At 57.9% G+C, this 24,478-nt stretch carries 21 protein-coding genes and 4 pseudogenes; 10 read left to right on the top strand and 15 right to left on the bottom strand.

Annotated features, from left to right (window positions below; translation table 11 throughout):
• Window positions 1–57 precede the first annotated feature (57 nt).
• Entirely contained in the window at window positions 58–2,514 is a 2,457-nt protein-coding gene (locus tag I8E17_RS34570; protein ID WP_219511872.1) for an AAA family ATPase, read from the bottom strand.
• On the bottom strand, window positions 2,511–2,720 hold the full coding sequence (locus I8E17_RS34575) for a hypothetical protein (RefSeq protein ID WP_069456593.1): 210 nt from the start codon (window positions 2,718–2,720) through the stop codon (window positions 2,511–2,513). The genes I8E17_RS34570 and I8E17_RS34575 overlap by 4 nt, the downstream gene beginning before the upstream one ends.
• A gap of 402 nt (window positions 2,721–3,122) precedes the next feature.
• Here I8E17_RS34575 and I8E17_RS34580 point away from each other — a divergent pair, with 402 nt between their 5' ends.
• The 3 genes from I8E17_RS34580 to I8E17_RS34590 are packed head-to-tail and all read left to right on the top strand — an operon-like array spanning window position 3,123 to window position 5,554.
• The gene (locus tag I8E17_RS34580; protein WP_219511874.1) at window positions 3,123–3,854 is read left to right on the top strand and encodes a hypothetical protein; all 732 of its coding nucleotides are present in this window, start codon (window positions 3,123–3,125) and stop codon (window positions 3,852–3,854) included.
• A 46-nt stretch (window positions 3,855–3,900) separates the two neighbouring features.
• Window positions 3,901–4,911 carry an ImmA/IrrE family metallo-endopeptidase gene (locus I8E17_RS34585; protein ID WP_229002332.1) on the top strand — a complete coding sequence of 337 codons (1,011 nt, stop codon included), beginning with the start codon at window positions 3,901–3,903 and terminating at the stop codon, window positions 4,909–4,911.
• Window positions 4,886–5,554 (top strand): hypothetical protein, encoded by a 669-nt coding sequence (locus I8E17_RS34590; RefSeq protein WP_219511876.1) that lies wholly within the window; start codon window positions 4,886–4,888, stop codon window positions 5,552–5,554. Before I8E17_RS34585 ends, I8E17_RS34590 begins: the two co-directional genes overlap by 26 nt.
• Here the strand turns inward: I8E17_RS34590 and I8E17_RS34595 are convergent.
• From I8E17_RS34595 to I8E17_RS34620, 6 genes are all read right to left on the bottom strand, one after another.
• Window positions 5,537–6,121, bottom strand: coding sequence for a hypothetical protein (locus tag I8E17_RS34595; protein WP_069456590.1), 585 nt, complete (start codon window positions 6,119–6,121; stop codon window positions 5,537–5,539). The genes I8E17_RS34590 and I8E17_RS34595 overlap by 18 nt on opposite strands.
• Complete coding sequence (locus I8E17_RS34600) at window positions 6,114–6,950, bottom strand: bis-aminopropyl spermidine synthase family protein (protein ID WP_069456589.1); 837 nt, start codon at window positions 6,948–6,950, stop codon at window positions 6,114–6,116. Before I8E17_RS34600 ends, I8E17_RS34595 begins: the two co-directional genes overlap by 8 nt.
• A gap of 12 nt (window positions 6,951–6,962) precedes the next feature.
• Window positions 6,963–7,538, bottom strand: coding sequence for an ATP-binding protein (locus I8E17_RS34605; protein WP_083265178.1), 576 nt, complete (start codon window positions 7,536–7,538; stop codon window positions 6,963–6,965).
• A gap of 254 nt (window positions 7,539–7,792) precedes the next feature.
• A protein-coding gene (locus tag I8E17_RS34610) for an IS3 family transposase (protein ID WP_219510925.1) occupies window positions 7,793–9,012 on the bottom strand; the annotation gives its coding sequence in 2 pieces (ribosomal slippage) (window positions 7,793–8,676 and window positions 8,676–9,012; 1,221 coding nt in all).
• A 251-nt stretch (window positions 9,013–9,263) separates the two neighbouring features.
• Entirely contained in the window at window positions 9,264–9,950 is a 687-nt protein-coding gene (locus tag I8E17_RS34615; protein WP_219511878.1) for an SMC-Scp complex subunit ScpB, read from the bottom strand.
• 2 nt (window positions 9,951–9,952) lie between these two features.
• Window positions 9,953–10,906 (bottom strand): DUF1403 family protein, encoded by a 954-nt coding sequence (locus I8E17_RS34620; protein WP_219511880.1) that lies wholly within the window; start codon window positions 10,904–10,906, stop codon window positions 9,953–9,955.
• Between the two features lie 124 nt (window positions 10,907–11,030).
• Between I8E17_RS34620 and I8E17_RS34625 the strand changes: the two are divergent.
• A pseudogene (locus I8E17_RS34625) lies at window positions 11,031–11,648 on the top strand (integrase); the annotation flags it as partial.
• A gap of 46 nt (window positions 11,649–11,694) precedes the next feature.
• Here the strand turns inward: I8E17_RS34625 and I8E17_RS34630 are convergent.
• Entirely contained in the window at window positions 11,695–13,248 is a 1,554-nt protein-coding gene (locus I8E17_RS34630; protein ID WP_160872167.1) for an ISL3 family transposase, read from the bottom strand.
• A gap of 88 nt (window positions 13,249–13,336) precedes the next feature.
• On the opposite strand from I8E17_RS34630, the pseudogene I8E17_RS34635 reads away from it, so the two are divergent.
• A pseudogene (locus tag I8E17_RS34635) lies at window positions 13,337–13,858 on the top strand (tyrosine-type recombinase/integrase); the annotation flags it as partial.
• Between the two features lie 27 nt (window positions 13,859–13,885).
• Here I8E17_RS34635 and I8E17_RS34640 read toward each other — a convergent pair.
• Both I8E17_RS34640 and I8E17_RS34645 read right to left on the bottom strand, forming a co-directional pair.
• Window positions 13,886–14,212, bottom strand: a complete 327-nt coding sequence (locus I8E17_RS34640) for a helix-turn-helix transcriptional regulator (protein ID WP_160787904.1) — start codon at window positions 14,210–14,212, stop codon at window positions 13,886–13,888.
• A complete protein-coding gene (locus tag I8E17_RS34645) occupies window positions 14,205–14,570 on the bottom strand; it encodes a type II toxin-antitoxin system RelE/ParE family toxin (protein WP_160787929.1) in 366 nt (121 codons plus the stop codon). Before I8E17_RS34645 ends, I8E17_RS34640 begins: the two co-directional genes overlap by 8 nt.
• 257 nt (window positions 14,571–14,827) lie before the next feature.
• On the opposite strand from I8E17_RS34645, the gene I8E17_RS34650 reads away from it, so the two are divergent.
• From I8E17_RS34650 to I8E17_RS34660, 3 genes and pseudogenes are all read left to right on the top strand, one after another.
• A complete protein-coding gene (locus I8E17_RS34650) occupies window positions 14,828–15,757 on the top strand; it encodes a recombinase family protein (RefSeq protein WP_162750972.1) in 930 nt (309 codons plus the stop codon).
• Window positions 15,758–15,984: 227 nt separating this feature from the next.
• Complete coding sequence (locus tag I8E17_RS34655; RefSeq protein ID WP_113367315.1) at window positions 15,985–16,377, top strand: hypothetical protein; 393 nt, start codon at window positions 15,985–15,987, stop codon at window positions 16,375–16,377.
• Between the two features lie 106 nt (window positions 16,378–16,483).
• Window positions 16,484–16,771, top strand: a pseudogene (locus I8E17_RS34660) (recombinase family protein); the annotation flags it as partial.
• A 318-nt stretch (window positions 16,772–17,089) separates the two neighbouring features.
• Here the strand turns inward: I8E17_RS34660 and repC are convergent.
• From repC to I8E17_RS34680, 4 genes are all read right to left on the bottom strand, one after another.
• On the bottom strand, window positions 17,090–18,304 hold the full coding sequence (repC, locus tag I8E17_RS34665) for a plasmid replication protein RepC (RefSeq protein WP_113367314.1): 1,215 nt from the start codon (window positions 18,302–18,304) through the stop codon (window positions 17,090–17,092).
• A 156-nt stretch (window positions 18,305–18,460) separates the two neighbouring features.
• Window positions 18,461–19,486 (bottom strand): plasmid partitioning protein RepB, encoded by a 1,026-nt coding sequence (repB, locus tag I8E17_RS34670; RefSeq protein WP_113367313.1) that lies wholly within the window; start codon window positions 19,484–19,486, stop codon window positions 18,461–18,463.
• Window positions 19,483–20,700 carry a plasmid partitioning protein RepA gene (gene repA, locus I8E17_RS34675; RefSeq protein ID WP_113367312.1) on the bottom strand — a complete coding sequence of 406 codons (1,218 nt, stop codon included), beginning with the start codon at window positions 20,698–20,700 and terminating at the stop codon, window positions 19,483–19,485. The genes repB and repA overlap by 4 nt, the downstream gene beginning before the upstream one ends.
• Window positions 20,701–22,779: 2,079 nt before the next feature.
• Window positions 22,780–23,133 carry a transcriptional regulator gene (locus I8E17_RS34680; RefSeq protein WP_113367311.1) on the bottom strand — a complete coding sequence of 118 codons (354 nt, stop codon included), beginning with the start codon at window positions 23,131–23,133 and terminating at the stop codon, window positions 22,780–22,782.
• A 114-nt stretch (window positions 23,134–23,247) separates the two neighbouring features.
• On the opposite strand from I8E17_RS34680, the gene I8E17_RS34685 reads away from it, so the two are divergent.
• The gene (locus I8E17_RS34685; protein ID WP_229002344.1) at window positions 23,248–23,763 is read left to right on the top strand and encodes a hypothetical protein; all 516 of its coding nucleotides are present in this window, start codon (window positions 23,248–23,250) and stop codon (window positions 23,761–23,763) included.
• 2 nt (window positions 23,764–23,765) lie between these two features.
• A pseudogene (locus I8E17_RS34690) lies at window positions 23,766–24,440 on the top strand (type IV secretion system protein VirB1); the annotation flags it as partial.
• Window positions 24,441–24,478 lie beyond the last annotated feature (38 nt).

Raw genomic sequence — 24,478 nt, forward strand, 5'->3', positions numbered from 1 at the left:
GAAGGAACACCTTCCTCCTCATCTGGCGCGGTGGCTAAACGCGCTCAAATACGGCGGCTAAGAGCCTTTCTGCAGCAAATTGAGGTTCAAAGAACCGCAGCCACAGCGCAGAGCTTCCTTCTTCCCGCGGTCAGGTACGACGAAATACATTTCGCCGCAGGCGTCGCAGCCAAATGATCCGGTGAAGCCCCGGAATGCGGCCACAACGGGCGCGAAGTCTTCCTTCTTGAGGTCGGCCCATTCGTTGAAATGGACAGCCGTGTTGATTTGCCAGTTTTCGAAGCCGGTCTTGACCTTCGCCTCGACGAAGGCGGTTTCGATTGCCGTGATGCGTTCTACCACCTCCTTCTGGTTCCAGGAGTTGGCCGCGACCTTCGCTTTCTTGAGGAGGTCGCCGAGCGTGCTGGTCGCGTTAGGCAGGAGATCACCGAGCATAAATTGAGCATCGCCGCGGAATTCGACATTCGCGCGCAGGCGATCGCACGCTTCCTTTGCGAAGTGTTCGAGATAGTGGCGGAGCAGCGCAGCAGCAGCGCGCACATCGTTCTTCGCGAGATGGGCTTCCAGCTCTGCCCAGACGTCGCGGTCGTCCCATTCGGTCGGACCGAAGTCGACAGTCCATGTCCGGAAATGCGCAAAGTTCCGGCCCTTGATCAGGCCTTCCGACTTCATGTGCCGCAGCCAGATCTCATCGTGCGTTGTGAAGATGAATTGTGTGTTGGGGAACATCTCCTTGAGGAGTGTGCAGACCTGACGCCGGTGGCCGGCGTCCACGGACATCAATACGTCGTCGAGGACGGCGAAGGTGAAATTTGTCCCCAGCAGATGGTTCATAAGAGCGAGGTAGAGGCATAGGCCCATGCCGTCTTGATGGCCCTCGCTATGGTAGGCGCCTGGCGGGAAATGCCCGCGGCCGTAGAAATCCACATCGAAGCCGAGCTTGCCGATCGAGGGCATGAGCTTCGCGGTGAAGGTGTTCTCGTCGTCCTCATTGATCTTTCGATAGTAGCTCGCGAAGGTGGTCTCGACATCCTTGTAGATCTTTTCGAGCGCGGCGGTCGTCACGGTGCCATAGGTGTTGAAGACCGTTGTGGCGCGTTCGGCGCGAAGCCTCCCCGCGACCACCTTCAGGCGCGCGCTGCGATAATGCTCAAGTCGCTCCTGGGCCAACACAAGGAAATCGCGGGCGGCGTCTTGCTTGCTCGGTTCCGGGATGGCGGCGATCGCGATCTCGAGCGCTGTCAGCGGCGGCCCCAAGTCCGAGACGGTATGCGCTGCTCCCAGGATGGCCCGGGTGTCGTCGAGCGGCAGCAGCTTCTGAAGCTGCTGATAGCGCCCGCGCAGAATGGCCCGGAAGTCGATCAGGGCTGTGGCGTCGATCTTCGGCGAGAACAGACCAGCGTGGTCGATCATGATGTTCAGCGCGGTGCCGACGGCGTGCAAGCTGTCGAGGATTGGTTTGAGTTCGGCCTCGAGCGCTGCGCGCCGCTTGGTCACATCGTCGAGGTGCGCGAGCTTTCCGGCCAGATGTCCCTGAAAGGCGTCGGGCTCGAACGGCGTGTCGCAGACCGGGCAAGCGGTACCGTCGTAAAGCTCTAGCGCCGACTTCAGCAGCGCCTCGCGCGACAAGCCATTGAGGCTGTCAGCATCTTTACCGAGTTCGACGGCATTAGCATCGGCGGCGTCGCATGCCTGTTTGAACGTGTCAGCCTGGAGCGCGTCGAGCGCTTCCCTGAGCGTAGCCAAGTCAGTCGTTGCCTGGATTTTAGGAACCCGGCCAGGCGTGCTGGCGGTGGTTGTCGTCAGCCCGTCCTTGACGGAGGTGTTGGCATCGAGGTCTGTCAACGGTGCGAGGCTAAGCAGCTCCCGCCGCGGATTGATCGCGTCGAGGACCGACTTCTTGTTGAGTTGCGCGGTATCGAGAACGGCCAGGAGATTCTTGATCGCGTCCGTCTCGGCTCGTTCAAGCCCAGGAAGCTCTTTGGTGCAGGCATTCGCAATCTTCTGCAGCACCCCGCGCAGCTTCTCGATGTCGTCGAGACGTAGAAGGGACTGAACCTCCTTGGACCTCTGGCTTGGTTCGGAAAGGACGTAACGGATCAGTTCACGACGCGAGAGCACGAACTCTGGATGGAGATTGACGCTCTCGAAGGCCGTGACGACGTCCTTGTCGGGGGGCTTGATCTCTGGTGCGCCCGCCGATTTCACGGTACGGCGGATCTGTGCCATCTTGTTACGGAGGGCCGGAATGGTGACGTCCAGCGTGACCGAAGCAGCTTCTGGCTTGTTGCGACTATCGACGTGCGGACCGTGCGCCTTCACCGAGAGGCCACCTGTACCCGCGCCTGCCAAACGTGAGATGTTGCCGGTCAGGGCGAATTCGATAGCGTCAACGATGCCGCTCTTGCCAGTGCCGTTCGGGCCGCACGCCGCGAAGTTCTGGCCCTTGAGGTCGAGGGTCAGATCGCGGATGCCACGAAATTCCTTGATGTGTATCTTATCGATCCGGATCATGAGGCGTCCGGAAAGAGAGCGGCACGAATTGACGGTTCGGCGAAAATGCCGTCGTCGAGCACGACTTTGCGTAGCCTTGGCGCCACGTCGGCGAGACCTTCTTCCTTTTCCAAGGCGTCGAAGAACTCGCCAATAATAGTGGCGGCGACGGACTTCACCTTTGCGGGCGGTTCTACCGCCTCATCTTTGTCTGCTGTCAAATCCAACTTGCTACCCCCGCTGCGTGCAAGATAGCATGACAGGTTGTTTGCGCCAGGGGCTCAGTTCGCGTCAGGACATTTGGCGTAAACTACGTCCGCGACGCACACTATTAGCCTTCGGCGAGCGCGCCATCGGCGAAAGAGCCGCATTCTCACAATTAGCTGGCAAGCGACGTATCGCTCCGATCCGCCAGCGGTGCAAAATTCCCTAAAGCCCGCTTCCAGTTGCATTTGTTCACTATTTGTTCTATAAGTGAATTGTCCAGCATCAATCAACTCTTCCACAGCCCGACGTGCCATTTTCCACTGTTGTAACGGCGGCCACTGCGAATCAGGGTTGAACGAAAAGCAGCCTCATGCAAGTTCGGAATGCGACTATCGACCATGAGATGACCAACCGAGGACCAGATGCCAAGCACATCCATCGCTGATGACTTCGTGTGTTGGTCTCGGATGCAAAGCGAGGCCGGGCAGGAGCTCGACAAGATTGTCCAGCGGAAAGAAAACGAACGCAGAGCGGGGGGCGGTTTGTTTTTTTGGGGCGTAGGTAACGCACCTTCGAAAGCAATCCCCGCCCTGGCGCGTCTCAAGCGCGAAGTCCCTATCTATTTTTCGATCATGAAGAGCAAGCCGAAGTTGGCCGACTCCGCTCCATCGAGTGTCGTTGTCTGGCGTCGTTACATCGACCTTCATGGGATGGAACGGCCCCTACCGCCATCCGCCCTGATTACGAGCCGCGGCAATAGCGGAAGTGGAACCCAAAAGACTAGGCACTTTGCCTTGGTGTGCACGTGGGATGAAAAACTGGAACTGAAATACGGAAGACCCTTCGACCATCATATGTATCGGAATGCCGGTCCGAATGGCGGTCAAATCGGCGCTTCCCAAGTCACGGCGCTGCTCACACGCGACAGGTCGATTAATGGCGCCGCCGCTCAATACGAGGTCAACCTCGAAGCCAGATTGACGGGAGGCTATTGGGTCCGACTAACAGATCCGATACCCCTGTCGGACTCTCAGATCGCGCTCTATAATTGTGCGAACGTCACGTCTTCCATAGACTGGATCGAATTCGTATCAGAGCTTCGGCAACGGGCGCCAACGCGGGTCGATAGCAGTCTTCAGCTCGGGCTCATCTAAAAACGCAACGCTGAAACCACGACGCCGGAACCAAATAAGAGGCTCATTGACCACCGAGGTTCAGAAGCTCCGCCAACAGCTGAAAAAGTCCGGCCTAAGCGACAGGGCTATCGATGCCGCTTGGCCAGCTTGGTGGTCCGATGACCTAGACGCGAGCCCCTCAAGCCGTGCTGAGTTGCGGTTTGCGCTTGCAAGGAAGCTCGGACTCAGCCCTAAGCCTCTCTTAGGGGAACGAGTCGAATTCATCTGGCGCGACCGCGCCCGCTTCAAGCATCTGTCTGCAGGCGATGACATCCGGCAGGACGCGATTACGTCCTTCGGCGTCTCCATCGGAAAGCTTTTGATCAGGGCAACACCGGCGGTACAGTTGCCATCAGTTACGGCCGAAGAACTTCGAAACGTTGTGCTATCAGCATCACCGTTTGTTGATCTCCTCTCCCTGATCACAATATGCTGGGGCGTGGGCATACCGGTCATTCATTTACGCGTGTTCCCGCTCGATCAAAAGGCGATGCATGCCATGGTCGTTGAAGATCAAGGAAGGTATGCGATTTTGCTCGGTCGGGACGCCCAATATCCCGCTCCGATAGCCTTCACCTTGGCTCATGAACTCGGACACATCATGCTGGGCCATCTCCAAGGTACTTCCGCGATCGTAGACCTCGAAGAAGGTGAATACGATGCGCCAGGCGATCCTCAGGAAGACGAAGCAGACTCATTCGCAATCTCCCTTCTCACAGGCACGCCTAATCCGGAGATTACAACTAGCGTAGACAGTTTCGGGGCTAGAGCCCTTGCGCACGCAGTTCTATTGGCCGGCCCTTTGCACGGGATTGAACCCGGAACACTTGCACTATGTCTCGCACATCGAAGGAAGAAATGGCCGGCTGCAATGGCAGCACTTAAATACGTCTATACCGAAGGGAAACCTGTTTGGCAGGAGGTAAATGGCATAGCGAACTCGCAACTCAGATGGGCTGATCTAAGTGACGAATCCGCTAGCTTCCTTGAAAACGTAATGCTTGGGCCCGATGCGCGATCTGATATTGGTCGATAACGATATCGCATTGAAACTCTGCGCGTATTCATGCGCCCAAGAGCTTATGTGGTTCGGATCAGGCAGAAATCGCACGCTGGCTATGCTTCGCCTCGCGCAGTATACCGTCGGTCGTCGAGTCCACCGAGCTCGGGGCATACAAGACGGCGCCAGCCTTCAGACCCAATGGGGCGTACTCGCAGCAGCTGTCCTGTGGGTCGAACCTACCGAAGAAGAGATTATGTTCGCTGCCGAGCTCGAAGAGCAAGCGATGATGCTGAGCCTGGAACTCGACGCTGGCGAAAGCCAGCTCTTTGCAATTCTTGTGCACCGGATGTCGCCGTTGCTAATCACGGGCGACAAGCGAGCCATCAACGCGCTCGAACGTATCGCACATTGCCTGCCCTCGGAACGAGTGGCCTGTCTTGAGCAGATTGTCTTCACACTCCTGCAAATCTTGGGCACCGAGATTCTTCGAAAACGTATCTGCGGCGAACCAGGCGTAGACCGTTCTCTGTCGATTGCTTTCGCATGCAATAGCGCCTCAAACCCAGCCACCGAACAAACGATCAAAGAGGGTTTGACGAGCTACGTGGTTTCTGTGCAGAAATCCGCGCCCACGATCCTGATAAGGACCACCGATCTCTCAGCGGTAGTTCCGTAGAAACACCGCGTATGGAGCTTTCAACTCTGCAACTAAGCTAATCTGCCGCTCAAGGGCCGGCTCTTCAATGTTGGCAAGCTCCGGCTGCCCGAGGACTTCAAGGCAGGCTTTGTCAACCCGACCGTTGATGTAGCGACTACCGAGACGCCCGGCGCTTGGCCCAACAGGTACGCGCGTCATGTTCAGGGGTAACCTGAAATCGTCCTCAAGAATTTCATCGATAACCAAGGCATAGCGCGACCCCCTAACCTCAATCGCGTCCGGTATTTTTTCCCACCTTATACCGTCGACCGAGAACTCAGCCGCGCAAAGCGGCTCGGCAAAATGTTTAGAGTCCATTGATTCCATGCAAAGATGGATGGGCTTTCCTGCTTCGCGGAATGCTTTCGCAAATGGCTGAACCATCGACGCCGGATGGCACGTATTTCCACCGTAGCCCCATAAGCCATATCCAGTGTCCTTAATCTCCTGGGACTTTCGCTTAATGATATCTTCGAGAGTCTCTTGGGCGTGGGTACCCACCTTCATGTAGAGAATACCGTTTCCAGGAGTTATAAGATTAGCCATTTTGCTTCTCCAACAGTTCCAGCTCGTATTCGTCATCCGACGCTTTCCCATAATCTGGGCGTTTCCGTTCTCGAACAAACTTCACTTTCGGAGCCTGAAGTTTTCCGTAGAAGTTCTCCAATCGCTCCGGAGAAGTTGCCAAGCTTGGCTTTTGTCGAACACCATTTTTTGGAAGTGAACTCACAAATAAGTTGCAAGATCGAAGTTCAGGCGCGTCATCGAGGTGATACTCGTGAAGTTTGCGCTGCATCCTTGACACGTAAAACCCTCGCTCAAGCGAAAAGGCTTGCACATTGGCGAGAACTTGCTTTGGCCAATCCAGTTCATCGTCGTCTGCGATGACGATCATACCCTCGCCCTCATACCTTACGGCTTCAATGCCGCGCTCCACGAAGACATTTACGCTCTCGCCGTTATTCGATGCTCCCCATGGTGGGTTCGTGTAAAAAAGATCATATTTGCTTCGGTCGGGAAACGGGTCCAAACAATTGTATAATTCGGCATCAAGATGCTCGAGCCTCTCTTTGTCAGCGAATCGTTTGACCGCGTTCACTGTGCGCTCATCGAAATCAAACACCGTTATTTTGGACGGACCGAAAGATAGTACTTCCCGCGCCATAAGATATGCGACGCACACGCTGATCGCGTCACCGTCGCCGATGAAAGCGACCCTCTTTTTGTCCGCCCAATCAGCGACAAGTTCACTTTGAACAACCATATCTCCCGTCTTCATATGGATCTGATCAAAGTCTCTCAGCGGCCTGGGACGGTTCTGAACTACGTCAGATACTGCATTTATGGCCCGATGGAGATCGACTTGCTCCCGCATATTCCCTCCCAGCTACTTCTTTAAACGCTCGGCAAGCCGACCGATGAGCGTTTGCTGGTCGCCACCCGAATCGAAAAGATAAACGGGTCGGCCAGTTACGATGCCGTAGGTCGCCGCTACCGAAGCCTGAAGGTCGGTGTGCATTCGCGCCTGTTCCAAATCAATCTGAGGACGCCCTGCGGCGTTTGCATTGATGCGCTCGACAGCCATATCCGGAGACGTAAACAGTACCCAGATCTCATCAGGCGCGAGAGCTCTCACTTGATCTGCTGAAAACGCGGTGATCCGGTAGCCGTAGTCTTCCTTGGTAACTGGGTGGCTGTCGATCACGACGGGAAAGAGCCCACGGTTTGCCTTCACAAAACCTAGGAGCTTCTGATCTACCGCAGCTACATCGTCCGGTGTCACCACATTTCCCGACAGACGCCTAAGATCTTCCTGCGTAGTAACTTGCGGCCGTTCCTGGACGTAGCGTGTCAGCTCAGCCCCGTATTCCCAGACCTTCAGCCCTTCAAGTTTCTCTTTCAGCAAACGCGCAGTTGTGCTCTTTCCCGAGGCGGGCGCCCCGGTCATATAAATCACTTTCATGAGGTTCGCCCCAACTACCACCCCAGGTAAGGTAATATATTCTTAGAAGACTACAACAGGTTTTAAAACTGCTGCCTTCTCGCCTTTACATGGCGCTGTCCCGTTCATAAGATACACATACGAAGCTTTCCCCCGCCATCGTATCGTACAACTGCGGCCAGCCTATCGCGATACCTTGTGGCATCGACGTCGATGCCACAAGGTATCGAGCTTTATAGGCCCGCATGGAGTTGCCCCCAAAAGACCGGACATGCTCAGGTTTGAGATTGCGAGCTGATGAACTCGCGCGGTGATTGATATCCTAAAGCACTGTGCGGGTGAAGATTGTTGTAGTGCTCGAACCAGAGCGGCAGTTGCGCGATGACGGTTTCGGCATCCGGGGTGGGGTTCACCGCGACGTAGTCGCGCTTGAAGGTTTTGACGAAGGCCTCGGCCATGCCGTTCGATTGCGGGCTGCGCACGGGCGTCGTGCACGGCTCCATGCCGATGTCGCGGAGCAAGGATGCGGTATCCCTGGCGACGAAGCACGAACCGTTGTCGGTGAGCCATTCGATGGGCTCGGACAACATGTTGATGCGACCGAAGCGGTTCTCGACGGCGGTGATCACGAGGTCCTGCACGTCCTGGCTCTTGATGCCCTCCGTGGTGGCGACATGGGCGATTGCCTCACGGTCGCAGCAGTCGAGGGCGAAGGCGACACGGACCTTCTCCTTGTTGTCGCAGCCGATCTCGAAGCCGTCCGAGCACCATCGGATGTTGGAGCGTTCGACAGCGACCTGACCATCGTGGCGGCGATCATCGACCGCTCCGGTGTGGCGCACCAGAAGCAGGTTGTGCAGCTTCATGACCCGATAGACGCGCTTGGCGTTGGGCCACGAACGCCCCTGTTCGCGGGCATTCCGGCGCAGGATGGCATGGACCCGCCGATAGCCGTAGGTGGGCATGTCGGCGATGACGGCCCTGATTTCTTCCACCAGCTCCCGATCCGGGAGTGGCGGCCGTCCTCTGGCTCTGGAAGGGGAACCCGTGGCACGCGCAGCGATATTCGAGCGGGCGACACCCAAGGTTTCGCAGATGGTCTTCATTCCAAAATCCCTCTCGGCAGAGAGATCGAGCGCAACATCCGTTTTTTTGGGCCACCGGCGATTTCGAGGGCTTCCTTGAGGATTTCGCTCTCCATCGTCTTCTTGCCCAGCAGGCGTTGCAACTCCTTAACCTGGGCCTGAAGCGCCCGGTATTCGGATGCCGGAACGACCTCCTCTTCGGCGGCCGTCGCCGTCAGTGCTCCCTGGGATGCCAGCTTGCGCCAGGCGAACAACTGGTTCGGCTGGATGCCGTGCCGACGCGCGACGATGCTCACCGTTGCGTCCGCCTCGTAGGTCTCTTGAATGATCGCCAGCTTCTCTGCCGTGCTCCAGCGCCGCCGACGTTCCGGCCCGGAGAGAACTTCCATCTTAAAATTGCTACCAGTCATATTACCAACATTACTCCTACCCACTTAGCTAAGTGGGGGAGCATGTCCGGGCCTTTCGGGGGCTAATTCACCGCAGACCTGGAAAATGGAGCGGACTTCGGCCGCAAATTTCGGGTGACCTGCGTCCTGTAGCCTCAGCCAACACGGTGGTGATCCCTTGGTCATGAACGCCACCCAGTGTCAGCAGGCGTGTGGCTACTCCACTTGCGACAGCTAGGCACGATCATCCAATGCTAGGCCAGGCGACAACCTTACTCCTCATCACCGTCCGGCGCGGCTGACAGCAGTTCCGCTTGCACCACTTCGCGGCTGAGCAGCCCTGCATCCTCGAGCGCCTCGATGTCGGGTAGGTCACGCAATGTCTCCATGCTGAAGGAGGAGAGGAAGTGCTTCGTCGTCACATAGGTGTACGGCGCGCCGGGCGTCGGGCTGCGCGGCCCAGAGGAAATAAACCCGGCGGCACGCAGCGCCCCGATCGTATCGCGACTGACCTCCTTGCCGAATATCTTGCTGAGTTCGCCACGCGTGACCGGCTGGAAATATCCCACCGACATCAGCACCATCGCCTCGAACTCGGAGAGCGCTGCCGCCCCTCCCCTTGTCGGCGCCGACGAGGCGCGAATGGTCTCGCCGAACCGCACCCGTGTGCGGTGCTGCCAGCCGCCGGCGACCGATACCAGCTCATATGGCCGGGAACTCAGTTCCTCGCGCAAATCATCAATGAGCAAATCGACGTTGCAGTCCTTGCCGACCACCCGCGCCAGCATCTCGCGGGTCACTGGCTCAGCCGAGGCAAAAATCACCGCCTCGACCCTGAGCATCCATTCGCGCCAGCGCAGCTCCGGCGGCAGGTCCTCGAGTTCGCGATCATAGAGGATTTCATCCTCCGACCGCGATTTGCTTCCACGATGTCTCTTGGTTGCGCTCGTTCCGGCCATCGTTACAACCCATAAATCCGAAACGACGATCGGCCGGAGAGCTCGCGCACGGCGCCAAATCCTTCGAGCCGTTCGAACAGCCGGGTGGCGGCCCAGCGGGACAGATCACTGCCGGGCGCCGAAGCCGGCACGGCGTCTTCCTCGAGGAGTTTGTGGATGACGGCGCCGGCGCCTTTGGTGCGGACTTTTGGCGCAGCGGCGAGAAGGTTTTCGGCGCGGCGGGCGATCTCGCTGGCCAAGCGCAGGGCGCTGCCTGCTCCTTCGACCAGAGCCAGGCAGACAGCGCGCGGGAAACCAGCCTCGCCGGGACGGACGCGTCCCCTGCCCCCTAGCGTGCGGAAAGCCGGGCCGTAGCGCTCGGCCATCAGCAGCGGCAGGGGGTGGTTCCATTTCAGCATCGTCGCGATGAGCATGTCGGCAAGCGCCCAGGCGAGCGGCTCGGCATCCGGACGGTCGCCAACAATCGCCGTCACCAGGTCGGCCGCGGCAAACGGCGCCGGCCGCCCGGACTGGAGCGCGGCGTCGGCATGGTCGACGGCCGCCGCCAACCGGTCGTCCCAGGCCAGCCCCAACAAATCGGCCAGCTCGGCCACGCCCTTCGAGGAAAAGCCGGATTTTCGGCTGACGATCCTTGTGTAGGCCAGAAACACCTTGCCGGCAGGGCCGGGATCGTCGCCGGACGCGGTGAGTAACACGGCATCGCGCAGCGCTGCTTCGTCCTCGTTGCGGCCCATCAGTCGCACCGCCACGGCGGCACATTTGAGGGCCTGGCGGGCGCGCCAACAGCCGGCCCAGCGTGGTTCGGTTTTGACGAGATCGTCGAGTGATTTCAGCGCGATACCGGCGGCGAAGGCGGCATCGGTCTCGTTCGGCTCACGGCCGCGCGGCAAGGCCCAGTCCGGCAAATTGGCCCGCGGTATGGTGGTCCGAGCAGGAGCGACGGCGAGCGAATCCAAGGATGTGAAGCTACATCATGTGTGCGCTTTAGACCACAACAATTGCAAAAAACCGCACGGCCTGTCTTGGTCACATAATGACTGATAATGTTGCATTATCGGACGTTTTGCTCAATATAGAGAAATGATCCGAATCGTCGACGAAAACAGCGAAAATCACGCTCCGGAACACTCAGCGCCGTCTGACAGCACGGTCGTTTCCGCTGATGTTTCCGCGACCGAGGTGCCGGCCGGGGTCCCCTCCCCTCTTCCGGACGCCAGCGCACGCCTGCCGGCGCATCTGCAGGACCTGACCGACCGTGCCCGCACCTATGTCGAGGCGGCCTCGTCCGCTAACACCCGCCGCGCCTATGCGTCCGACTGGAAGCACTTTACCGCCTGGTGCCGGCGGCAGAACCTCTCCGCCCTCCCCCCGGACCCGCAGGTTGTCGGCCTCTACATCACCGCCTGCGCCTCTGGAACCGCAGAGCGCGGCATGAAGCCGAACACCGTCTCAACCATCGAGCGGCGCCTCGCCGCCATCGGCTGGAACTGTGCGCAGCGTGGGATTCCGCTGGATCGGAAGAACAGAGCGATCGCCACGGTGATGGCCGGCATTCGCAACACCCACGCGTCCCCGCCCCGACAGAAGGAAGCCATCCTGCCCGAAGATCTGATCGCCATGCTGGAAACGCTCGACCGCGGTTCACTGCGCGGCCTAAGAGACCGGGCGATGCTGCTGATCGGCTTTGCCGGCGGCCTGCTGTCAATCGGCATCGAAACGGGGCTCTGACGCAATCTCGATGACATCACGGCACTCCAACGATGCGTGCTTCAAGCAGATCGAGCTTTCCGCGCCCGTACATTTGCCTTTTGATGAGCTTGAGCTTTGTGATCTGGCCTTCCGTCTGGCCGTTCGACCACTTGGAGGTTATGGCATTCTGGATTGCGGCTCGGTCTCGGATAACGCCATTCGCGAATGATGCGACCAGGCTTTTCGCCGCGCGTTCGATCCAGGCCTCCAGATCACCGGAGGATTTGCGGCGCAACATGTCATGGAAGCTCTCAACGACATCCCTGGCCTCGACAAGGTCTGGCAGCCTCTCTTCGATGGCGGCAACCGTCATCGTTTGAGCCTTGGTCAGGTTGTTGCGCTCGAGGGTCATCAGGCGAACGACGGTGCGCGCGGCGGGAGAATGACCAAGTCCGCTTTCAGCCTTTTCTGCCCGCCTTCGTCTCGTTGCCCATTCGGTGACAACACGCAGGCTTCCGCCAAAACCAGCCAGTCGAAGCTGCCGCCACAGTTCGGCGCCATTACGCAATCCAGCATCCCATTGAGCTTCAAGCCAAGGCAGATGGGGTTCGAGAGAGGTTTGCCGGACCCGGAAGATGTCTGTCCGCTGACCACGAACGACACTGCGGACCAGCTTTCGGCTATGCCCAGTTCGGCGCACGATTTCCTTGATGGAGACACCATCGGCGACGAACCCGCGGATAACGGCATTTGCCTCTTCACGTCGCAGATATCCCTCGTATTGCAGCCGCTCAGCGGCAGTCAGAAGCTTCGGATTTACGGTTGCAGTGCCGATTGCCACCCGGACCTGCCGCATCGATTTACGAACGGCGTCAAGAAAGGCGTGGCTGGCGTTTTCCATCAGATGCCAACGGTCGGCAACCTGGTTGGCGTGTGGCAGGGCTCGTGAGACGGCCTGCGCATATCCACCACCACGGTCTCGTGCGACGATCTCGATCTGGTGTTGCTGAATCAGCCAGGCCTCGGCGGTCGCCTGTTCCCTGTCGGGCAATAATGCGATTGCCCTTCGACGTTCAAGATCGCAAATGATGGTGCCATATCGATGATTGCGTCGCCAGGCCCAGTCATCAATGCCGATGACGTTCGGAGGTATCGGCGCGGGGCGATCGTATCGGCGAACGGTTCGCAGCAGCGTATCATTACTCACCGGGAATCCGAGACGATCTGCAAACCGGGCCGCCGGGCGACCACCCAATGCGAGAGCGAGATGGCGAACCAGACAGTCCAGGCGTGCTGTCCGGCGAGCCATGGGGCGAATTACATCGTCGCCGAAGCGCTCGGCGAAAATCTTTCGGCGGCAATTGCCGGCATTACAGACAAAGCGTCTGACGGTTAGGTTCAGTTCGAGCCGCCGGCCCGCACACGGCAGATCGGCAAGCATCCGAGGATAGCGACTATGAACACGCCGAGAAAGGGTTCCACAGTGGGGGCATCTGCATTCTAGTGCACGGCCCGACGCCACGACAACGATCGCGCCAGCCGCATCGTGCACTGCTTCAACGTTGAATTCGGCGGGGATCAGATCGGAAAGTCGAATTCGGGTCTGCATGGCGCTGATTCTCCAGAGAAAACCACGCCAATTAAATCCTAAACATCATCGAGATTGAGTCAGAGCCCCTATTCCATGCCGAAACACAGGCCTGCGCCGATCCGAAATCACCGGGCTCGATCTCGGCCGCGACCAGACGGAGGACGGACGCGGCTGGATCGAGATCCTCGACAAGGGTCTGCTGGTGACGCTGCGCGGCAAGACCGGCTGGCGCGAAGCGGAGATTGGACGCGGCTCGGCCGACGCCACCTGCCCCGTCGCCGCCGTCGAAACCTGGATCAGGTTCGCTCGGATCGCAAAGGGTCCCGTTTTTCGCCGTGTCCGCGGCCAAGGTAAGGATGTCGGACCGGACCGTCTCAACGACCAGGAGGTGGCGCGCCTCGTCAAGAAGACGGCACTGGCGGCCGGCGTGCGCGGCGATCTTTCGGAGATCGAACGGGGGCTGAAGTTTTCTGGCCACTCACTGCGCGCCGGCCTCGCCTCGTCGGCCGAGGTCGACGAGCGCTATGTCCAGAAGCAGCTCGGCCACGCCAGCGCCGAAATGACCCGAAAATATCAACGCCGGCGCGACCGTTTCAGGGTGAATCTCACTAAAGCGGCCGGGCTCTAAAACACCCCTCCCCTACCGGCGGTCCGCTCAGATCTTTGAACCGTGTCGGGAGCGCTCTGCGATGCTGGAAAGATCGACTTTCTTGCCCGCCACATCCGCGACGATCTTCAACGTGCCGCCGAGGGATTCGACATAGTCGCGAAGCGTCGACAGCTTCATGTCGGCGCGCTTCTCCAGTCTCGAGACGTTGGTCTGCTTGAAACCGGTCGCGGCGGACACGTCTTCCTGCGTCCGTCCAGCGAGTGCCCGCAATTCACGCAAATTGTGCGCCGTGACAAGCTCGTCGGCACGCTTTGCAATGGCGCGCTGTTCGTCCTCAGGAAGCGTCTGTATCAGCTTGTCGAGATCATCCATGTTTCTTCTCCAACTCGCTCAAATGCTCGTCGTACCGTTTGTCCGCCAGATCGATCAGCCGTTTGTAGAAGAGCTTCTGGCTCATACCGCTCTTCGCACCACCACAGAGAACCACAGCCTTTCGCTCCGGATCGAAGGCAAAGGCGAACCGCCATTGCACCTTCAACACCTTGACGCGCAGCTCTTTCATGTTCGCATGTCTGGAGCCTTCGAGGGTGTCGACTTCAGGTCGTCCCAGTCGAAAGCCTTTCTCGCGAAGCAGCACCAAATGCGCGAGCAACTCGACCCGAACATCGGCTGGAAGGTCTGTGATCTCGCTTTTGAAGCGGTCATGAAACTCGACCTTCCATTCCGTCATTTCATATCCTGAATGATATAGATACTTTGGGATATATAATCCACATCCCCCCTCAAGGCAATAGGTAGCACTTCCTCCAGAAACGCCGACAACCGATCGTTTATCCTTATCTTCTGGGTTTGGAAAACCGCTTCGCAACGACCTCTCAGTCTCATATACCCTGAATCAGTCTCATTTTAACGACACAGGCAAGTCATTGAAATCACATGAAAGGCAGTCTCAAAAACCATGGCTTTCCGACATCTCGGGTGCTCCAAATGGCCGCTGACACGCTCAATCGCACTTCTCGTCGACCACAGGGCCGACTTATCGGCTATGCCCGGGTCTCCACCGACGAACAGGCAACCGAAGCCCAGGAGATCGAACTCCGATCTGCCGGCTGCGATGTCATCATTCAAGAGCATGGCTCCGGTGCGTCTCGCACCAGGCCAGCGCTCGCAAAGCTTCTACGGGACATCGCCGTCGGCGAGACGCTAGTCGTGGTTCGCCTCGATCGCCTGGCGCGCTCCGTCAGCCATCTGCTTGCCGTGATCGAGGATCTGACGGCGAAGGGCGTACATTTCCGATCGCTGCGAGATCCGATAGACACCACGACACCGCAGGGCATGTTCTCGCTGCAGGTACTCGGCGCCGTCGCCCAGCTCGAACGGGCACTGATTTCCGAGCGAACTAAAGCCGGTATCAATGCGGCCAAGTCGAAGGGGAGGTTGCCCGGCAATCCAGGCATTCGAGAACGCCGGCCGGAGATGCTCACCAAGATGACGGCGGCGCAGAAAGCAGCTTATGGTGAGCGCATCCAGATCGACGCGAGCAAATGGCTTCCGACCGTTCGGCGCATGCGCCCGGATCACACCTGGGACGAGGTGGCTCGCGTTCTGCAGCAGCGCGGTATGAACTGGACGCCAGAACGGCTCCGACGCGCCGTGAAATGGCTCGTTGCCGAACACCTTGCCGATCCGGACCTGCTGAAGAAGTCATCCCCGCGGGCACCCGAAGATCGCTTGATGACGCTTGTTGCGGGCATGTACGCGTCCAACTCCGAATTGACGCTTCGGGAGATGGCCGGCCAGCTCGAACGCCTCCATGAGCGGACGCCTCGCGGTGGCACGAAATGGTCGCCATCCTCCGTCAAGAACCTGCTCGATCGGGCAAAGAAAATTGGACTCATCGAGGCCGGCGAGGAATAGCGCCTTGTTTCAAGGCAGGATACTACCTCCCGCACCGGAACGGGTCTGAACAGGGATAGACGATGGAAACCGCCTCCAGGCGCTCGGCTGCGATGGCCGCATAACGCTCACAGTTCCCTCGATCTTAGCGCAGGATTTTAGGCTGTTTTTGTCCTGACCTCTATTTTCAAGCGCAGCGATTAAAAATAGTATTCACCACGTCATCTCGGCGAAAGGCGGTGCTACGGATGGACCTTCTTGAACAGATCAAGTTCATACTCAAATCACCTATGTTTCTTTGGACGCTCGGCCTTCCCCTTCTTTTCTTTATTCTTGTTGACGGCTTCGCGTTGATGGTCCCGGCTGACACATATCTGACCGTCGTCTACGTTATCTGGACCATCATCGTGCTCGTCATCTTTCTTTCCATTTTCGTGTCGGCTGCTCCGCACTTCGTCACTGCTCGCGAGGTCGAGTATCTCGAAGCGCATAAGGCGCTGCTCTATCCCGGCCTCGACGTTCACTTCGACGAGCAGGAGATTTGCGCGCCCTACTTAACCCGCGTGATGATGTCGGTGGGCGGTCATCGCAAAAGGGCAACGCCGTCCTACATGATGAGGCTCGCGCCTCGTTCAGCGTGAATGTATCCCGCTTCGCGGCACACCCACTCTTTTGGGGACTCGGCAGCCAATCAGGTCATCCGCTGGGGTTTGCTCGACTGCGCCTGCGCGCCTTTCCTGTCGCTGCGATCCGATCGATACGTCGACGCCACAGGGCATATTTTCCCCGCAGGTCCTCGGCGCCGTCGCCCAGCTCGAACGGGCGCTGATCTCCGAATGCCCGAAGGCCGGGATCAGTGCCGCGAAAGCGAATTATTCGTCCAACCCCGAGCTGACGCTTCGGGAGATCGCCAGCCAGCTCGAACGCCTCCATGAGCGGACACCCCGCGGCGGCACGAAATGGTCGCCCTCCTCAGTCAAGAACCTGCTCGACCGGGTAAAGAAAACAGGGCTCGTTGAAGTGGATGAGGAATAGCACATTGATCCGCCGCACGGTATGACCTGCCCTTCCGGAACAGGCAGCAAGAGGGACAGGCCATGGATACCGCCACGATCGAAAACCGCGCGGACTTCGCACAATGAGCGATCGAGCGGGCCGCCGCCATCATCGCTGACAAGGGCTCCAATCTTGCTCTTGCTGCGCGCAATGAAGACGGCACCATGATTGCCGAAAGAGCCAACGCACTGGGCCAGGCCATCGTCGACGCGCTGCTCGAGGTATTCGATGTCCTCGTGCCGGAGGACTGAACCTCGCGCAGGCTCCCGACCTTCCGCATCTGACACCCCTCACCCGCTATGCCGATTTCCTGTTGCCACCGGTATTGGCCTTCAGCAACGGCATCAGCATCGGCCCCAGCCCGAATTCATCGCGCGCCGCTTTGCGCGTGAGGTCGCGGAGATAGCCACCGGCCGAGTTGATGTGCCCTGCCCTTTCCAGAATGCAGGCAATCGCCGTCGCCGCGTTTTCCGGCCCCATCACATCGCAAGCGTCCTGGTAGGCTGACGGACTGACCCCGAGGCTTGACCGCACGACCACCGCCGCGGTCATCAGCTCCCGCCAACTGCCGATCATGCCGCCCTGCCCGTACATGACGATTTCGGGGCAGGCCCGCAGCACCATGCTCAGCGGGAACGGCTTCTTCGGCTCAGCAATCCGTCTCGGTTCTTCCACCCACTTTTCGCCCAGCTCTTTTTCGGAGCTAGGTTCAAATTCATTGATGGATTCGGGTTTTGAATTCTGTATGTGGCAACCATTCTGACTACCATTGCCATCCTTATTTTGTTCTTTTTGCTGGATTTCCAACAGGTTGACAACTTCATCGCGTAGAAGCGTCATTTCATCCAAGGTGGAAAGCACCTCTTTGTGGTTCGGATTGCGCGGAAGTCGTGAGAGGGCAGCGACATACATGCCCTCGATCGCCTCCCAATCGCCGTCTGCGCCCTCCTCCATCGCAGCCGTGATGAGCTTGCGCACGTCACGTCGGCAAATCGTCAGCGCTTCCTTTGCCCGCTTGAACAGCCGACGCTCCTCAGCGACCTGCTGCGCCAGCTGAGCCAGTTCTTCAACACGAGCCAAAAGAGGCGCCAGGCTGAAGCCGAAGGCCTGCTCGATCTCGCCATCCCTACCGCGATGCGCATAACGCTTTCCGTTCGGACTGTCCCGGCGATGAATCAGACCGGCATCCACAAGCGCGGCAAGCTGCCGGCGCAGTGTCGTACCGGTGATGCCGTGCGCCCGGATCGAGAGCTGTGCATTGGACGGAAAAACCACCAAGCCGAATTCTTCGGACAAGTGGCTCTCCGGATAGAAGCTCAAAAGGGCATCCAGAACAGCGAGCGCACGATCTTGGAGACCGAGTACGCTACGCGCTTCGCTGACATCGCGAAACACCTTCCATTTTTCGGCGGACTTACCTGCCTTGGCGTCCGTCGCGGCCAACTGCCCTTTCACCAAAGCAAGCGATATCGACCGCCGCCCGAAGGGCGTCGTTACGTTTCCAATCTGCATTCTCTTTCACCTTTCAGAAGGCAAAAGAAATCCGCTCGCCAAAACGGCGCCAAAGACTCTTGACTACGATTCCTGGAAATGCGATTCTCGTTCTTGTCACGGAATACGAGAGAGGCTTCCACGGTTTACCGTTTGGGGGCCTTTTTCTTTTGAACCCTACTCCTGTTTTTCGGTCTCAACGGTGCCTGTCCCTTCCGAGACGTACGCGGCGTAAATATCTGGCAGCTTCCGCAAAAGAAACTCTGCGAAGTCTGTCGTATCCTTTGTCGGGATTGTCACTTTCACAGCTCGCTTGGCGAACTGTGCGGTCGCGATGGGGCGCCCCTCCCCTGTTTGGATGACGCGCTCATTTTGAGCAACGCTCTTGCGGGGGCTAAGCGCGCGCATCGCTGTCTCAAAACGCAGATCACTCGGTTGAGCGCGGAATGCACTATCATCGATTACATCCCGCCATCCTCGTTCGCTCTTTGCTTCTGCTAACAATGCCGCGAAGCTCTCCCAACGCGGTCGGCCGATTGTGGGCGCGGGGCCGATCGCCTCGATGAGTTCGGCGGGAATGGAGCTCGCAAGCGAAATCATCCCGGAGAGGACGCCCTTCGATGTGGTCGTGAGCGCGTCCATGATAATCTGACGACGAATTCCCATTCCCTCCAGACGAAGGGCAAAGAGGGCTTTCTCTATGAATGACAGGTCCAGACGTTCGGTGTTCTCCTTGCCTTGGGCACGGATAAGCTCTTCATCCGATAGCGGCCTAACAATCGCCTTGACTTTGTTGCCTATCTGACGAAGCGCCTCGACGCGGCGGTGGCCAAAAGCAAGCTGATACTCGCCGGGCTTGTCCGGGTGCGGCCGCACGAGTACTGGTACGATCTGGCCACTGTTGCGCATGCTTTCGCGTAGTTCTATGAAGCTCGATCCGACAAAGTCGTCCAGGCGGTCTTTGACGAAGGAACGGTGGATGACGCTGGGGTCCAGCTCCACGATCGTCTCGCCCGTCTCGAGCTGAGCGCGGAGACGCTCGGCTTCTCCCGCCTCGGTCGCGAGATTCGCAATCGCTTGATTCATAGAGTTGAGCGCACCGGATTGCACGGCCGGCTTGGCGCGTAGCGCAGGCTCCATCGATTCCGCTGCGGACTGGATCGGTTCGAGAAAACTCTTGAGTTGATCGCTTCGTCTACTCATGTCTTGCGTCCCCAAGCCTGTTTGACGAGCATTTCGATTTCGCTGTTCATGCTGTCGAGCGACTCAATCGCCCGATCATAGGTCGCGCGGGTAAAGTTCTCACGGCCGACCTCATAAAGCGTCTGCTTGGTGATACCCGCGTCCGAAATCGCGGCCGATTTCAGCATCGCGTTCGTCAGCACACGGTCGCCGAAGAGGCTCTTGAGGAGGCCGACAATCTGACCCTGCGGGCCGTCGCTTGGCTCGTAGCGCGTAACCGCGTAGCGGAAGAAGTCGTACTCGGCATTGCCTCCAGCTTTCTCGACAACGTCGAAAAGTCCGGCTGTCATGTGCAGGAACTGCGACATTGATGCGACATCGAGCATTTGGGGGTGGATTGTAACGACGACGCTGCGCGCGGCACACAGAGCTGAGAGGGTCAAATAGCCGAGCGAGGGTGGACAATCCAGGATGACAACGTCGTAATCCTCGCTGACGGAGGAAAGCGCGGTCGCGATGCGTGTAAAGAACATTTGTTCGCGATTGCGGGACTTTTCGCTGAGAGCACGCGGCGTTTCATGTTCGAACTCCTGCAGTTCGAGATTGCCCGGCACGATGTCAAGACCAGTAAAATAGGTTTTGCGTATAATGTCGCCGAGCGGTCGCTGCTGCTCATCGTATCGAATTGATCCGTAAATGGTTTCGTTCGCGCCGAGATCGAATTCCGGTTGAATGCCGAAGAGCGCGGAAAGCGAGGCCTGCGGGTCCAGATCAACGGCAAGCGTGCGATAGCCACGCAGTGCGAAATACTGCGCAAGATGGGCAGCTGTAGTAGTCTTTCCAGACCCACCCTTGAAGTTAGTCACCGCGATAACCTGCAGGGCCTCGCCCTCTGCCCGTTGCGGGGAATAGCCCTTCTTATTGACGCTCAGATAGCGGCGAATCTCATGAATCTGCTCAAGCGAGTAAAGGCGCCGTCCAGCGCCATTTTTTTCAGCATCGGGAATGTTACCTTCTGACGCCAGCAGTCGGAGGTACGCGTCGCTGATTCCAATCAGCTTGGCGGCTTCTCCAGCCATAAACTTGCGCAGTTTCTTTTCAGCGGTCGGCGGAAAAGCGCGCGACCGTAGCTGCTGCAGTTGGGCGCTGAGGAGATCGGCATCGGCCTCAATGAGGCGCGTTAGCGACGGGACCGCTGATGTGCGCGCTAGAGAGTGAGTAGCGAGAGAATTCATTTTAAACGCTCAATCCGGTGAAATCGGCAATTGAGCGTAAAAATGATCCGAGTCGGTGAAGCGGTCAAGGGAAATTGAGTTAACGAGCAGTTAATGCAATGTATCTGTCGGGGCAGATTAGTCCACACAACAAATTTGGCGTATCGCCATGCCTGTACTTCACGGATGTGGGCGAGTTGGCCTGGCCCTCGCCTTCATCAGTTCGATCATATCATCGCTGAATTTCGAGGGCCTTGGCAACCATTAGCACGGTATTCGTCGAAGACGATCGGTAGCGCGTTCGGGACAGGATTATTAGCGCAAATGTTGGCTCGTGGCGCTCTCGTATAACTGCTGCCCTATCTTTAATTACACAAATGCTTTGGATCCGAGCTCACTCGGTCGAGTCGACAGACGTTCAACTCCCAGCCAATCGGCTCGCGACAGACTCGCTTATGCGGACAATCAAAATCCCATCTGACTTAGCCCCCGTGGAAAAGGAAAGAAAACCTTCTATGGATCGGCCCTAACCCGCTGCTCTCTTGGCTTTCGCTAATTGGCGTCGAAAGTATGAATGGGTAAAGGCCGCAGAATACGCCGACCCGGCGGCGCGGCGCGCATTGGCCGTCGATTGGGCGGCATGCGGTAGATCTTAGAAGAAATGATTGCCGCTGAGCTCGTTCGCTGGCGCCGATTCAAGGTTCTCAGCTGAGAACTTTGATATCAGGGCGCCACTTGCCCCGCAGTTGCGATATTACAAATTCCGTTGGCACCTCGGACGAAGCGAACTTGCCTCTATTGTTCGTTCGAAGGGGACTGGTCCCGCACGCCGAACCGCCCATCGTTAAGGTGGCGTCTCAACGGACTCAAACTCGACGAAGTGATGGCGAATTCGCGAAAGCGGCGCTCTTGGGGAGGCTGAATCCTACCTAAGGCGCCGAACATGACTAGCGAAAAAGTCCACGACCCACGCAGGTAGCTTAGTCCGCCGAGGCGGAATAGAACTACGAATGTGGGTTGTCAACTCTACGAAGATGGATTTAGCTCGCCGCGTTGCTAACGTATGTTGCTGCACGAGGAACGATACCGGTCCGCGATCGTAAGCTAGGGATCCCCCCCTGCGAGAACGCCTTTAAACATAGGTGCTTGGGAGTTTGAGATGTAGGCCGCCGGCATTTCGGCAGTGAACAACAATGCATCCCCTCGCTGTCTCCCCGCTCACTTTGAACACCAAGCACCGACATTTAATCTGAATGTAAAGATCACCTCTGCTCGCGTGGTGGCTGGGTATCCTGTAGAGGAGAAGTTCTCAGCTGAGAACTTCACATTCCTGCAGAAAAATCGAGAGGCGATGCTGGTGCGGATGAGAGGCTGATGCAGGGCCTTTCTGTGGAAACCCGTATACCGCTCATTCCGTTACCGCGTCAGAACGATACGCTGTCAGGGGGAGGGGAACCGGAGTCGAGAAGAAGATCGCGAGGCGACGCTGACCAGGCGGCCCGCTCGTCTTGTTCCTTCGAGCCTGGCAGCCCCGATACGGTCGGTAGGACTGGGGACGAAAGAGCTACCTCGAAGACACGGCGGCAAAACGCGGGAGCGGCGACGAGAAGTTCCTACGCATACAAGGGTTACGGCCGGTTGGAAGCTGAGATCTCACACGAGCCTTAGTGGCGAGGGATTCGGCAACCGTTGGCGCCTTAGAGACATTCTTCGTACCGCTCTGGTCTTCCATACAGTGGCCGCGTTGAAAGCCAGGGTACCCTGCGAGTTCTGAAACCGCCCGTTTCGGTTAAGGACCTCTTTCATGAAAGAGATCGTTATTTGCGAGCTGATGTTTGCAAGCCACTACGTGGCTCTTGCTCCAGGTGATACCGGCATTCAGGTATACGGAAAGCAGTTTTTATAAAAGGGCTACCTTGCTTCGGCATACAGCTCCTTCGAAGAAAGCGCGGACGCTCGATATCCCGCTTCCAACCGCCAGGCCCGAGATTAACGACCCGAATGTAAGGCCTTCAGTCAAAGATCAAGACCCGCCGACGGAACTCCCATCTCGCGCAACAGGGAAAATGACTTACAATTGTTTGTTAACTTAAAAGTTCGTCAATCTCCGATTACGGCGCGCAAGCTCTCGAACACCCCAGGAGCGAATTGGAATTGTCGGGCTGTCCCACGGCCCATAGAGTTCCGTCCGAGGGTCTCAAGAAGAATCCCACGCTGCACAAGGAGGTCCATGGTCTCGATCACACCCCCGCGGGTCATTCCGGTAATTTCTATTATATTTGATAGGGTTAGCTTCTCATGAGACTGGTGCATTAGGTAAAGAATATTCACCATCCCGATCTGCTTGATACGGGACTGCGCCGATTCATCCTCGATCGGCTTCTCCAGAATTTCACGCACTGCAAAGACTGATAATGCTTGGCTTTGCCATCGCTCGCTCAAATTGCTTGCCATCGGTTTAACTATCTATTATTTGCATGGTAAAGGCGTTGAAGCGAGTCGCTTTTCAAGCCTAGCTGACATTGGAGAAACCGGAGGGTAGGGGGCATGAAGGGCCTTTTCTTTCGAATGATCATCGCCGCGTTGGGGTTCGCTTCACTCTACACTATTTCGGACCGAAGCGCTCGCGCGGATGACTGGGGATGCCAAGTTATCCTGTGCCTATCGAACCCGGGTGGCCCAACGCAATACGCCGAGTGCAGGCCCCCCATCGAGAAACTTTGGCAGTCCCTCGCCAAGGGGCATTCTTTCCCCACTTGCAGCGGCGTCGGATTCCAAAGCTCTCGGCCCAAGTATGAACCATACTTCTGCAACGCCGACCACCGTCTTTCAACCGGCTACGGCCCGCGAGGAAGTGAGGCCACATGCATTTCAACGTCGCTGCAGGTGGTTAGTGCCACCTTCTGCTCCTGGGATCGGGACAGCGGTGGCTCAAACGTTTCTGTGATGTCACCTCGATGGCAACGCGACAATGGCCGCACACAGTGCATGGCGTATACCGTTGAACGTCCTTTGGTGCGCGATAAACCACGATACATAGATGTGACCATCGACGGTGTCGGCAAGCAGAGGGTGTGGTTCTAGTCATGCCTATAAGTTTTATCGATCTTGCGCAGACCTGCGCACCCTTCGTTGCGTCCGAAACCCTTGCAGGCGTTGTCAGCCTCGAGAGCCGGTTCGCCCCCTTCAATATCCGGATCAACAGCGGCGCTTCTCCCAAGAGCCAGCTTGCTACGAAGGCCGAGGCGATCGAGCTCGCCACCGCGTTGGCGGCCGAGCGCCAGGACGTCCAGTTGGGGCTTGGGGGGATCGGATTGGACGAGTTGCGGCGATTGAACCTATCCATTTCAGACGCTTTCGACCCCTGTCTCAATCTGAAGGCTACAGCGACGTTGCTCGATGGTTACTACCGCCTCGCGACGAAAGAGGGAGCCGCGCCAGCGAGAGCGGAGCAGATCATGTTGCAATCCTACTACGGCCGAGATGATCCCTCCGTCGGGGCGATGGTCAACTACGATGAACAGGTGCGCCGCGAGATCAAACGACTGGGACCGACCATAGCCCGGCTGACGATCAGCGACGACGGGGAGGGGAGGGGGGACGACAGTCCAACCGGACTTCCTCCAGCCGATGTCGTCGCTGAAGTGGTGGCGGAAAACTCATCGAAAGAACCCGCCACGGTTTCGGTGGCCCCGACGTGGGATGTTTTCCAAACCCGGCGCCGTTCATCCGTTTTGGTCTTTCAAAGCTCTCAAGGAGAACTGGAGATGCAACCGGAAGCGAGAAGCTGTCAATGCCG

Origin of the sequence: Rhizobium sp. AB2/73 (assembly GCF_020871915.1) — a bacterium.
GTDB lineage: Bacteria > Pseudomonadota > Alphaproteobacteria > Rhizobiales > Rhizobiaceae > Rhizobium > Rhizobium dioscoreae.

Excerpts from the sequence above, each read along its gene's own strand:
- repA (WP_113367312.1), bottom strand. The coding sequence starts at position 20,700 with ATGAATTCTCTCGCTACTCACTCTCTAGCGCGCACATCAGCGGTCCCG.
- I8E17_RS34600 (WP_069456589.1), bottom strand. The coding sequence starts at position 6,950 with ATGCGGGAGCAAGTCGATCTCCATCGGGCCATAAATGCAGTATCTGAC.
- I8E17_RS34630 (WP_160872167.1), bottom strand. The coding sequence starts at position 13,248 with ATGCAGACCCGAATTCGACTTTCCGATCTGATCCCCGCCGAATTCAAC.
- repB (WP_113367313.1), bottom strand. The coding sequence starts at position 19,486 with ATGAGTAGACGAAGCGATCAACTCAAGAGTTTTCTCGAACCGATCCAG.
- I8E17_RS34655 (WP_113367315.1), top strand. The coding sequence starts at position 15,985 with ATGGACCTTCTTGAACAGATCAAGTTCATACTCAAATCACCTATGTTT.
- I8E17_RS34685 (WP_229002344.1), top strand. The coding sequence starts at position 23,248 with ATGATCATCGCCGCGTTGGGGTTCGCTTCACTCTACACTATTTCGGAC.
- repC (WP_113367314.1), bottom strand. The coding sequence starts at position 18,304 with ATGCAGATTGGAAACGTAACGACGCCCTTCGGGCGGCGGTCGATATCG.
- I8E17_RS34680 (WP_113367311.1), bottom strand. The coding sequence starts at position 23,133 with ATGGCAAGCAATTTGAGCGAGCGATGGCAAAGCCAAGCATTATCAGTC.
- I8E17_RS34645 (WP_160787929.1), bottom strand. The coding sequence starts at position 14,570 with ATGACGGAATGGAAGGTCGAGTTTCATGACCGCTTCAAAAGCGAGATC.
- I8E17_RS34595 (WP_069456590.1), bottom strand. The coding sequence starts at position 6,121 with ATGGCTAATCTTATAACTCCTGGAAACGGTATTCTCTACATGAAGGTG.
- I8E17_RS34615 (WP_219511878.1), bottom strand. The coding sequence starts at position 9,950 with ATGGCCGGAACGAGCGCAACCAAGAGACATCGTGGAAGCAAATCGCGG.
- I8E17_RS34570 (WP_219511872.1), bottom strand. The coding sequence starts at position 2,514 with ATGATCCGGATCGATAAGATACACATCAAGGAATTTCGTGGCATCCGC.
- I8E17_RS34650 (WP_162750972.1), top strand. The coding sequence starts at position 14,828 with ATGGCCGCTGACACGCTCAATCGCACTTCTCGTCGACCACAGGGCCGA.
- I8E17_RS34640 (WP_160787904.1), bottom strand. The coding sequence starts at position 14,212 with ATGGATGATCTCGACAAGCTGATACAGACGCTTCCTGAGGACGAACAG.
- I8E17_RS34580 (WP_219511874.1), top strand. The coding sequence starts at position 3,123 with ATGCCAAGCACATCCATCGCTGATGACTTCGTGTGTTGGTCTCGGATG.
- I8E17_RS34605 (WP_083265178.1), bottom strand. The coding sequence starts at position 7,538 with ATGAAAGTGATTTATATGACCGGGGCGCCCGCCTCGGGAAAGAGCACA.
- I8E17_RS34590 (WP_219511876.1), top strand. The coding sequence starts at position 4,886 with ATGCGCGATCTGATATTGGTCGATAACGATATCGCATTGAAACTCTGC.